Below are 9,786 nucleotides of genomic sequence, written 5' to 3' on the forward strand. Positions count from 1 at the left end.
GGCCTGCCGCAGCAGGCCGGGCGTCACGCCGTTTTTGCGACCCGCCCACGCCGCCGCAGCCAGAATTCCCACAGCACCGCTCCCAAGATTGTGCTGGCCATCAGCACCAAGCCCAAAGCATTGATCACCGGCGTCAGCCCGGTCCGGACCTTGGTTGCAATAAAGACCGTCAAGGGGGTTTCGGTACCGCGGACAAACAGCGTGGTGTTGTAGTTTTCAAACGACTGCAGGAAGGCGAGGCAGCAGGCCGCCAACAACGCCGGACGCAGATAGGGCAGCAGGATGCGGCGGAACACCAACAGCTGGGATGCCCCCAGACCAAGCGCCGCGTCCTCCATTGTCCGATCGAACCGCTGCAGCTGCGCCACGACCATCAGCATGACAAATGAAATGATAAAGCTCGACTGGGCCAGAATAGTTAGGAAATAGCCGCCGTTCACGCCCAACTTGCGCCAGAACAACAGTGTGGAGATCCCGATTACAATTCCCGGTATCAGCATCGGGGACACCATAAGCGCATAGGCAAAGCTGCGGGCCCGCCCATGCAGGCTGGTCAGTACAAACGCAGCAGCGACACCTACCGGAAGCGACACCAGGATCACCCCTGCTGCGATGATCCCCGAACTGACCAGCGCACGTCCGATTTCCCCATCTTGGAACAGCGCCACGATCCATTTCAAGGTGCTTCCCTGCCACGGCGAAACTGTCGGAAAACTGCTATCGTTGAAAGCCGCAAGGCCCAGGATCAGCAGCGGACCCAGCAAGAACCCGATAAATGCCAATAAGTAGAACCGCGCGGCAAGGGATCTGAGCCCGGCCAGCAATCCCGCCTTGGAAAAGGAAGGCATCATGATCTTGGCAGATGCAGCCATGGTTGCTTTGGTCATTTGATTGCACTCGTCAGGTTCACGCGGAACAGCGCAAGCAGCCCCAACACAACGCTCAGGCACATTGCCATCAGGGCCACACCATAGGCCGCACCCCGGTTCCAGTTTCCGATTTCGAAAAACCATTCATAGACAATCTGGGTGAACCAGCGGCTGCCCGGGGCCCCCAGCAGGGCCGGAGCCACGTAACTGCCCGCTGCCATCATGAAGACAAAGACGCAGCCGGTCGCGACACCAACCTTGGCATGCGGCAGCACAATCCGCCAATGGATGCGCCAGGCGCTGGAGCCAAGATCACGGGCGGCGCTGATCTGATCCTTCTCCAACGTGGCGATCGCGTTGCAGATGGGAAACAGCATGAACAGCACATAGGCATAGGCCATGCCCGCCACAACACCGCCGTCGCCATACCAGCGCACCGGCTCATCAAGCAGCCCCAGAGCCATCAGCCCCGCATTCAACGGTCCGGCCAAAGCCAGAATGATGTACCAGGCAAGACCGCGCAGCACCTCGTTCATCAGATAGGGTACCAGCATCAGGACCAGCATCACCCGCATCTGCCACTTGCTCGCCACCTGGGCCAGCCAATAGGCCACCGGATAACACAGCAGCAGCGTGGCCATTGTAACCAAGGCGCTGGACCAAACTGTTTTCAGAAAAATCTGCCCGTGATTTGAGTGATTGATAAGATAGGCAAAGTTATCAAAAAGGTAGACATCCTGATCTCCACCGCGCAAAGGGGGCGGCAGATGCGGGCGCAGCGATGAATTGATCATGAAGATCCCGGGCACCAGCACCATCCCCGCCAGCCAGAGCAGGACAAGAACCACAAAACAGCCGCCAAGCGGCTTGCCGAAACGCTGGAAAATCTCAGTCATCTGGCAAAATGATCGCATCTTGCGAAGAGAAACCCGCCCGGAAGGCCGCGCCAACGGCCGGCGCTTCGGATAGGTTTCTCTGGGAAATGGTCAAAGAGATCTGCCGCGGCTCCGTGCCCCCGGAAACCACCGCCTTGGCGATGGCAAAAGCACCTTCGAAATCGAAGCGCTCCATCGTCAGAGGCAGGCTGTTTTCATAGCCATTAGCCTCCAGGTTCAGGGCTTCCGGCCGGACATACAGGCATGCCCGCATACCGGGCTGCAAACCGGCAAGGCAGCGCCCAGTAAATCTACCGTCCGGGCCATCCAGAACCGCGGTTCCGCTGGCGGAGCTAACCACAACACCCGCGATGGCATTTGTTTCGCCGACGAAACTGGCCACAAACTGGGTAGCGGGCTGGCTGTAAAGCTGTTGCGGTGTGCCAACCTGCTGCAAGGCCCCCGCATTCATCACCGCCACCCTGTCAGACATTGCCAATGCTTCGGACTGATCGTGGGTGATATAGAAAAATGTAACGCCAGTACGTTTTTGCAGATCGCGCAATTCGGTCCGCATATGCTGGCGCAGCTTCAGGTCCAAGGCAGACAAGGGCTCGTCCAGCAGCAGGACTTCGGGCTTGATCGCCAGAGCACGTGCAATCGCGACGCGTTGCCGCTGCCCGCCGGACAGCTCGCTGGGCATCCGAGCACCGTAGCCCGGCAGCGCGACAAGCTCCAGCAGCCGCTCCGCCTCGCGCCGTCGTTCAGACTTTCCGACCCCTCGCGCCTCCAACCCAAACGCGACATTTTCCCATACAGTCATAAAAGGAAACAAGGCCAGCGACTGGAAAATCATCGCGGTCGCCCGTTTATTTGACGGCACGCTCAGCATGTTACGGCCATTAATGAACACCTGCCCGGCGGTGGGCTGCAAAAAGCCAGAAATCAAGCGCAGCAATGTTGTTTTGCCGCAGCCCGATGGACCAAGGATCGAAAAGAATTCACCCTTTTTTACGTCCAGAGACAGCCGCTTGATGGCCTGAGTGCCGCCGAAATCCATTTCAACGTCACTAAGCCGTACGGCACTTGGCGGGCAGCCGGATGCGACGAGCATATCGCCTGCCGCATTCCCGGCCTTTTCCGAGAGCAAAGTATCAAGCACTGAGAAACTTGTCCTGATATTCTCCGCGCAGTTCAACGAACCAGTTCTCCTGAACCGGCCACCACCACAGATTGTTGATCGCATCCGCTGGATAAGCGGTCTGGAAGAAGGTCTTCATTTCCTCCGGCAGGAAGGCGTCTGCCCCTTTGGCAGTGGTGTTTACCTTTGCATGGCTGGCATACATTGCCCCGGCTTTGGCGGTCAGCATCCAGTTGATGAAAGCATAGGACTGCTCGATGTTCTCGGCGCCGACCGGCAGCGAAATACCCTCCATCCAAGACAGCGCCCCCTCTTTAGGGGCTAGATAGCTGATCGGCTGGCCTTCCTCCTTGAGCCCGGCGGCGGTAGAGTCCCAAGTCTGGCCTAGAATGCACCCATTGGTTCTGAAAGCTCCCTGGGCTTCGTTCTGATTACTCCAGAACTGAGCGATCGTCGCCTTGCGCGCCACTGCTTCGGCTAGGACGACATCATAGTTCGCGCGCATCGCTTCGGCATCCGTGAAGCTGTCCAAGAAAGGACGCGGAAGCTTGCCTTCCTGCTCTAGCCATAGCGCCAGCCCCACCAGCGCGGAATGGCCGCGCACCGTGACTTTTCCGGCAAGCTCAGGCTTCCACAAGTCCGCGTAGGATGCGGTGCCATAATCCAACGAAAGCTTTTCGGTGTTGTATGCCAGCGCCTCTGTCCCCCAATCCGTCGGAACCTGGTAGCGCTTTCCATTCACTACCGCGCCCAGCGTTTCAGAGCTTTTGATTGCACTCTCGATGCAGCGGTCCCATTCAACCCGGCTTTCGTTGATCGGCTGGATCAGGTTGTCGTCGACATAGTTCGGCACCCGGTCCAGTGCCGGCCAGATCACATCAAAGCCCATGCCCTGATTGACACGCATCATGCTGAGGATTTCCTCATTGGTGCCATAGGGTGTGTAGCTTGCCTTGATCCCGGTGTCCTGCTCAAAGGCTGCCAGCATTTCGGGGGAAACATAGCCGGCCCATGCCGCGATGCGCAATTCTCCGGAGCTGGACCTTGCAAAACCAGGTCCAGCCACGAAGGGAGAGGCCAAAACCGTAGCTGCAGCACCGCGCAATAATGTGCGACGGCTGTATGTGTTTGTCTTCATGCGTATATGCCCGCTTCTGTGACCATCATAGGTCCGATTGCTCTCCCACGATCTCTTAGAGCTCTCGAGCAAAACATATGTGAAGGAATGGTATTGTTTTTGTGAATCAAGTTGACCGGGGGTTTGAGCTACCCCCCGAAAATCGGATGGTCGGCCCGCGAAGCCGCACGGCAGGACGTGTTTGAGTATATCGAGATGTTCTACAATCCGAAACGCAAGCACACGAACAACGGTATGCTGTCGCCCGTTGATTTCGAAACCAGACAGCTCAATCTGAACAAGGCAGGTGTCTAGGAAACTAGGGGCACCTCACTACCCGGTTTTCAGGGCCAGGTCATTTTTGAATAACCCGTCAAATCAGGGGAGGCACGGCGAAGCCGCGCCTCCCCTTTTCGCTCCACCACTCAGAAGTGAAGCGACAAGTCGCGGTGATCAGCGCTGCAACGGGCAATGTAGAGCGCTTGAGCACGGGTCAGGTGCTCGTTTTGACGTGCGCCGAGGGTCTCGGCCATACTGTCAAGATACGCTTCCAATCCGGGCCGCAAACGCTCCTTCGCCACGCCGCGCCAAGTGACTTGTTCCGCGAAGGCTTCCATCGCGGACTGCCACTCTTTCAGAGTAGCCTCCCGGTCGCCTTTGCGCATCTTACTGCGAGCCTTAGACAGAGCCGAGTTGACGGACCGCGCTCCGTTCACCGCGTTGAACGCGCTCCCGACTTCTTTGATCGCATCTTCAGCAGCCTTCGGATCAGCCGTTTGGATGGTCTGTTCCAATCCCGCCAGCTGCCCCTCCAGTGCAACAAACGCGTCGTTGGCGTCGAGCACGGCCAGGAATTCCCGAACCGGTTCGACCGACCGGTCCGCATTCCGGCGGTAGATCGTTCGCGCCTTGCTCTCGGCGTTCAGAAGAGCGCTGAAGTTGGAATATGTTTCCTTCCAGCTGTCTGGGATCTCGGCCTGGAGGGCCTCGATCTGCGCGGCAATCTCGTCACGACGGGCCTCGCCAACGGCTATGGTCTCCAGGTTTTCCTCGACATCGAGGAACCGGATATTTTCGCGAATTTCTTCCGACTGCCGCTCGAGATCTCGAATCTCGCCCTGAATGTCGCGAACCGCGCTTAGCTGCGGGCGGAACTCCGGTGCGGCGGCTTCGACCTTGGCGTTACTCTGCCAAACCTCGTCAAGGGTCGTTATCGCGCTATCGGCGGCGTCGTAAGCACCCGAAAGATCACGCACCATCTTGTCTGGCAGCATCGAATAGTCGAGCGATCGCGCCGCCGCAATGGCGCCCAGAACACTGTCCTTGTTTGTCTTCAGTTGCTCGTGGACATAGTCCTCAAGGCAGATTTGAAGCTTGGGATTGCGCGGCGGAGGTGCGCTTTCCGAAAGCAACGACACGCGGGTCGGAAGGTAATTTACCAGAGGAGGATAGTAACCCACGATCCCAAGAGCCGTAAGTTGCAGCAAAATGAAGGGTATCACGCCCTTGTAGATCTGGATCGTCTTCACGACAGCCGGCGCCACGCCTCTCAGATAGAACAGCGCAAAGCCGAAGGGTGGCGTCAGGAACGAGGTCTGGATGTTGAGACCGATCATGACACCCAGCCAGACGGCAGTAATGTTGGCATCGGGCTGCGCCAGCAGAATCGGCGCGACAATCGGCACGACAACCACGGCGATCTCGATGAAATCGAGGAAGAAGCCAAGGATGAAGATCACGAGCATCACGATGATGAACTGTGTCCAGAAGCCACCGGGCAGCGAGTTGAGGAAATCGCGCACCAACTCTTCGCCACCGAACGCGCGGAAAGCGGCGGTCAGCATCGCGGCGCCAAGCAGGATGATGAAGACAAGCGATGAGGTCTTCGCGGTTTCGACCATCACTTCCTGCATCGTGTTTTCGATACGCAGAACGCGGACACCCGACCAGATCAGCGAAACCACCAGAACCACGCTGGCAATCGCCCCGATCCAGATGCCGGTCATGTCGCCGCCACTGGAAAGAAGCGCCTTGATGTTCATCTGATAGCTGGAGAGCGCGAAGGTAATCATCAACAGCGCAGCGATACTGGCGATCGCGGGCACAAAGGTCGACAGGCTTTTCTGTTCCGGTAGCCGGTAGCCAGCCATGATCAGAGCGCCTGCAGCACCGATGGCGCCAGCCTGGTTCACCGTGGCGACGCCCGCGATGATCGATCCCAGCACGAGGAAGATCAGCGTCAGCGGCGGAATCAGCGTCAGCGCCACATTGCCCCAGAACTTGCCGCCACGCTCGCCTTCGTACGGAACCGCAGGGGCCATTTTCGGACGGATGATCGCATAGACAAGGATAAATGCCATGTAGAGCAGGACAAGCAGAATGCCCGGCACAAAGGCCCCCAGGAACATCTCACCCGCGCTGGCCGAGGCGACATCAAACACGCTTGGCATGGACAGTTCGCCGGTAGCGTCCTTGTACAGCACCTTACGCAGCGTCGAGGCCTGATCAGAGGCGCTCGCCAGCTGGTCGGCAAGAATGATGAGAACGATCGAGGGCGGAATGATCTGCCCCAGCGTGCCGGAGGCGGCAATCGTGCCCGTGGCAAGCGTCTGGGAATAGTTGTTGCGCAGCATTGCCGGGAGCGAAATCAGCCCCATCGCAACCACGGTGGCACCCACGATGCCTGTGGTTGCAGCGAGAAGCGCCCCCACGAAAACCACGGTGATGCCAAGGCCGCCGGGCACGGGGCCAAAAAGCTGGGCCATCGTGACCAGCAGGTCCTCGGCGATCTTCGAGCGCTGCAGCATGATGCCCATGAAGATGAAGAGCGGGATCGCGATAAGCGTATCCCTTTCAACCTCGAAATAGACACCGCGCAGGTTGGTCACACCCGCCGTAAGCCATTGCGATGGCCCGCCGGAGTGGAAAAACGCGTCCACGTTGCCGGCGAGGAGATATCCCGCACCGGCAGCCAGAAAGATCGATATGATCGCGGCACCGGGCAAGGCGAACGCCACCGGGTAGCCCGAGCCGAGCGCGGCAGCCATGATGCCGATAAGCAGAATGAGAAAGAAGAGTTCCATTATCTAAACCTCAGGCCGACGCGCCGGCGTGTTCTTTGTGTCCCGGCTCAGAGCGGGCATCCGCGACGGCCTCGAAGAGGTAGCTCACGAACTGAATCAGCATGGTGACCGCGAAAACAGCGAGGAAACCGGCCATCTGGTACTTGATGAACATGCCAGCGGTTCCGCTTTGGCTGACCTCGAAATTCTTGATCGGTGCGTTGATGATCGCGTGGGACGATCCCATGCCGATCGCGATGATGACCCAGCAAGTGGTCATCCCGAGCAGGATCGTGCCGATCGAATTCACCTTGCCCTTGGTCGGCGTTTTGAAGCCTGCATAAAGCACATCGACCCTGACATGCCCCTCTTCGAGAAGGGTATACGCGGATGAGAACAGGAAAAGAGCTGCATACCAGTAGCGCACCAGATCGCCCATCAGGGCCTGTTCATATGAGAAAACGAAGCGCGAGATGACGATCAGAAGTTCCGCCGCCACGATAAGCAGAGCAAGCCACTGGAAACCGAGAGTCCGCGAGAACCGCGCCACCACGAATGCGACAATGATCAGCGGGAAATGAATATACGGCCCAACGAACCGGGCACGCAGCAGGTTTTTTGCGGCAGTTTCGCCGAACAACCCGGTGAGCAGGTTCTCGACCCTCAGGAAGGCAATGACGAAATCGGCTATTCCGACGAACAGGATAGCAAAGAAGCAAGCCCGGATAAGGTAGGCGTTGAAATCGCTGATCTTGCGAGCTTCGTGACGCAATGCGTTGTCGGACCGGCTGATCACCCACCACCCCGCGCCGGCAAGGCTGATCACGTAGAGCGCCAAGCTGCCCCAAACCCGGGCATCACCGCCATCTAACACCGACACTAGCGTCGGAAAATCAAACCAGACAATCAGGATGTTGTTCACGAGAAACGCAGCCAACACCGCCAGCGAAGCCCAGCCAATGAAACGCACGACAGGTGCGGGTTTTCCGATTGGCGAGAGGATTTCGTCATTTGTTGAATCGCCCACTGCACTCCCCCTCATTTTGTTCCGGCCAAGTCATCTTCACGTGCACGGACGTCATGCTTGGGCCGATTTTGCCGTATTTCTAGCCCGCTCGAGCACCGGTTGCGGGCAGTAAGCAGGAACCGACGAAATGGCCGGATCCTGCCAATCTCGTGTCCCGTCGAATCAGCTCAGGCCGAAGATCCGGTTACGCTGGTTCGAGTAGGTGACCTCTGCAGCCGCACGCCAGCCTGCGATCTCGCGCAACTTTTCCTGGTACTGGTCGTTGATCTCTGCCGCCAGCGGCGAGTGATCGCGGGTTTCCTCGAACACTTCCTCCGCGGCCATGCCAAAGGCATCCCAGACGTCGTCGTTGAACTGACGCGCCTGCACACCGTGATCGTCGATCAGACGCTGCAGATACTCGCCGTTCAGCGCCGAAGCTTCCTCGGGCTGGGCTGCGTGTTCTTCGTAACAGCAGGCGGTGATCACGGCCTGTTCGTACTCCGACAGGCTTTCCCACCACGACTTGTTCATGCCGAAGGCCAGACCGCCGCCCGGCTCGTGCATACCAGCGGTGTAGTAGTAGCTGGCGGCTTCATAGAACTTCATGAAGTAATCGTTGTACGGACCGACCCATTCGGTTGCTTCGATCGCGCCAGACACGAGGTTTTCGTAGATCTGGCTACCCGGCAGCGAAACGGTCGAGGCACCGAGCTTGGACATCACGTTGCCGCCAAGACCCGGGATACGCATCTTCAGGCCCTGCAGGTCGTCGGGCGAGTTGATTTCCTTATTGAACCAGCCGCCGGCCTGTGCGCCGGTGGCACCGCAAGGCAGGGCTTTGAGGCCGAATTCGGCGCCGAGCTTGTCCCAGAGTTCCTGGCCGCCGGCAAACTTGATCCAGGCGTTCCACTCGGGCGTGGTCATGCCGAACGGCACCGAGGTGAAGTAGGCCCAGGCAGGATGCTTACCGGTCCAGTAGTAATCTGCAGCGATGTAGGCTTGCGAATTTCCGCTGGCGACTTCATCGAAAACGTCGAATGCGCCGACGCGCTCACCGGCAGCAAAGTACTCCGTGCGCAGTGCGCCGTTCGATACGATCGGAATCCGTTCGGCCAGACGTTGCGCCGAAAGGCCCAGACCCGGGAAGTCCCGCGGCCAAGTCGAAACGATCGTGATCGTCTTGGCGCTTTGGGCATTCACTGCTGGCGCGGCAAGCGCTGCAGCCCCGGCGGTCCCGACGGCAGCCGTCCTCAGAAATTTACGGCGATCCATATTATCTCCTCCCTTTGGGCGGGGTTTGTTATTGGCTTACCCCAGCACGCCGCCCCGTCGACGCGTTGGAATCTACCCTCACGATATTATTAAATAGGAATATTTCAACAATGCTGTTCGTAAGGTTCAGATATCGCGTAACTGAGGCGCGTTCGTCGCTCATCAAATGATCAACCTCATCACCTGTCGAGAGCGATGTTTGAATGTATTGCCTGGGCTCAGGACCCATTAGTTGTCTTGAGGCTGGCACTACTGCGCGATTGAAGCCCCAGAACTGATGTGAGCATGATGAGCAATCAACTTTGGCTGACGGACGAACAACGGCATGCTGTCGCCCGTTGATTTCGAAACCAGACAGCTCAATCGTAAGCGCCTCGGCGATCCCCTACGCGGCGCGGCTTGACGCGACCGCGAAGTTCCAGGGCATGAGTTCGTCGATGC

Annotated in this window: 7 protein-coding genes and 1 pseudogene; 1 reads left to right on the forward strand and 7 read right to left on the reverse strand. The window is 58.4% G+C overall.

Annotated elements, in window-relative coordinates; all coding sequences use genetic code 11:
- Window positions 1-23 precede the first annotated feature (23 nt).
- The 4 genes from IT775_RS19500 to IT775_RS19515 are packed head-to-tail and all read right to left on the reverse strand — an operon-like array spanning window position 24 to window position 4,023.
- On the reverse strand, window positions 24-887 hold the full coding sequence (locus IT775_RS19500; protein ID WP_212702920.1) for an ABC transporter permease: 864 nt from the start codon (window positions 885-887) through the stop codon (window positions 24-26).
- Window positions 884-1,819: an ABC transporter permease gene (locus tag IT775_RS19505; protein WP_212702921.1), complete on the reverse strand. Its 936-nt coding sequence runs from the start codon at window positions 1,817-1,819 to the stop codon at window positions 884-886. Before IT775_RS19505 ends, IT775_RS19500 begins: the two co-directional genes overlap by 4 nt.
- A complete protein-coding gene (locus tag IT775_RS21675) occupies window positions 1,758-2,906 on the reverse strand; it encodes an ABC transporter ATP-binding protein (protein ID WP_425519565.1) in 1,149 nt (382 codons plus the stop codon). The genes IT775_RS19505 and IT775_RS21675 overlap by 62 nt, the downstream gene beginning before the upstream one ends.
- Entirely contained in the window at window positions 2,899-4,023 is a 1,125-nt protein-coding gene (locus IT775_RS19515; RefSeq protein WP_212702922.1) for an extracellular solute-binding protein, read from the reverse strand. Before IT775_RS19515 ends, IT775_RS21675 begins: the two co-directional genes overlap by 8 nt.
- 147 nt (window positions 4,024-4,170) lie before the next feature.
- Here IT775_RS19515 and IT775_RS19520 point away from each other — a divergent pair.
- Window positions 4,171-4,317 (forward strand): annotated as a pseudogene (locus tag IT775_RS19520) (IS3 family transposase); the annotation flags it as partial.
- A gap of 110 nt (window positions 4,318-4,427) precedes the next feature.
- On the opposite strand, the gene IT775_RS19525 reads toward IT775_RS19520, so the two are convergent.
- From IT775_RS19525 to IT775_RS19535, 3 genes are all read right to left on the reverse strand, one after another.
- Entirely contained in the window at window positions 4,428-7,085 is a 2,658-nt protein-coding gene (locus IT775_RS19525) for a TRAP transporter large permease (protein WP_212702923.1), read from the reverse strand.
- A gap of 10 nt (window positions 7,086-7,095) precedes the next feature.
- Window positions 7,096-8,091 (reverse strand): TRAP transporter small permease subunit, encoded by a 996-nt coding sequence (locus IT775_RS21520; RefSeq protein WP_343231168.1) that lies wholly within the window; start codon window positions 8,089-8,091, stop codon window positions 7,096-7,098.
- A 162-nt stretch (window positions 8,092-8,253) separates the two neighbouring features.
- Complete coding sequence (locus IT775_RS19535) at window positions 8,254-9,345, reverse strand: TRAP transporter substrate-binding protein (RefSeq protein WP_212702925.1); 1,092 nt, start codon at window positions 9,343-9,345, stop codon at window positions 8,254-8,256.
- Between the last annotated feature and the right edge of the window lie 441 nt (window positions 9,346-9,786).

It is taken from the genome of Thalassovita aquimarina (genome assembly GCF_018219815.1).
Taxonomy (GTDB): Bacteria; Pseudomonadota; Alphaproteobacteria; order Rhodobacterales; family Rhodobacteraceae; genus Thalassobius; species Thalassobius aquimarinus.